This is a genomic window from Arthrobacter sp. Hiyo1, from assembly GCF_001263615.2.
Taxonomy (GTDB): domain Bacteria; phylum Actinomycetota; class Actinomycetes; order Actinomycetales; family Micrococcaceae; genus Arthrobacter.
Genome location: NZ_DF952469.1, coordinates 153,442 through 154,570, shown reverse-complemented (window position 1 = coordinate 154,570; position 1,129 = coordinate 153,442). Strand labels below are relative to the sequence as shown.

Below are 1,129 nucleotides of genomic sequence, written 5' to 3'. Positions count from 1 at the left end.
CGACCTTCGACACCGCCGACGCTTACGCGGGCACTCGCGCCGAGACCGCCCTCGGCGAGGCCCTCGACGGTGTCCGGCGTGAAGGCCTGGAGATCTTCACCAAGGTCTACTTCCCGATCGGCCAGCCCGGCAAGAATGATCGGGGCCTGTCCCGCAAGCACATCATGGAGTCCATCAACGGCTCCCTGCGCCGCCTCCGGACCGACTACGTGGACCTGTACCAGGCCCACCGCTACGACTACGAAACCCCGCTCGAAGAGACCATGCAGGCGTTCGCTGACATCGTGCGTGCCGGCAAGGCCCACTACATCGGCGTCTCCGAATGGACTCCGGAGGAGATCCGCAGGGGCGCCGCCCTCGCCAAGGAGCTCGGTATCCACCTCGTCTCGAACCAGCCCCAGTACAACATGCTCTGGCGCGTCATCGAGCCGGAAGTCGTTCCGCTAAGCGAAGAACTCGGCCTGAGCCAGATCGTCTGGTCCCCGCTCGCCCAGGGCGTCCTGACCGGCAAGTACGCCCCGGGCGCCGCGGCTCCCACGGCGTCGCGCTTCACCTCCGACGGCGGCGCGTTCAAGACCGAGCACCGCTACATGCAGCAACCTGTGCTCGAAGCTGTCCAGGCCTTGCGCCCGCTCGCGAACCAGGCTGGCCTGTCAATGGCCGCGTTCGCTGTGGCCTGGGTCCTGCAGAACACGAACGTCTCCGCCGCCATCGTCGGAGCCTCCCGTCCCGAGCAGCTCAAGGACAACGCGACCGCCGCCGGCGTCGTCCTGGACCCCGGGCTTCTCGCCAAGGCCGATGAGGTCCTCGGCGACCTCGTCGAGCGCGACCCGGCCAAGGTCGAGTCCTTCCTCGAACGCCCCTGAATCAACGCCCCGCATCGACTTCTTCAAGGAATCCCCAGTGATCTTCATCGTCGTCAAATTCAAGACCAAGCCCGAATTCACCGCGCAATGGCCGGAGATCGTGGCCGACTTCACCGCCGCGACACGTGCCGAGGAGGGCAACCTCTGGTTCGAGTGGTCTCGCTCCCTCGATGACCCCTCCACGTACGTGCTGGTCGAAGCCTTCCAGGACGGCGCCGCCGAAGCGCACGTCAACGCCCCGCACTTCGCAGCCGGCCTGACGG

The 1,129-nt window shown here is 66.7% G+C and carries 2 protein-coding genes; both read left to right on the top strand.

Annotated features, from left to right (window positions below; genetic code table 11):
• A partial coding sequence (locus AHiyo1_RS05360; protein ID WP_059387856.1) for an aldo/keto reductase occupies positions 1–866 on the top strand: 866 nt, incomplete at its 5' end.
• A gap of 37 nt (positions 867–903) precedes the next feature.
• The coding region (locus AHiyo1_RS05355; RefSeq protein ID WP_059387855.1) for a putative quinol monooxygenase at positions 904–1,129 on the top strand (226 nt) is incomplete at its 3' end.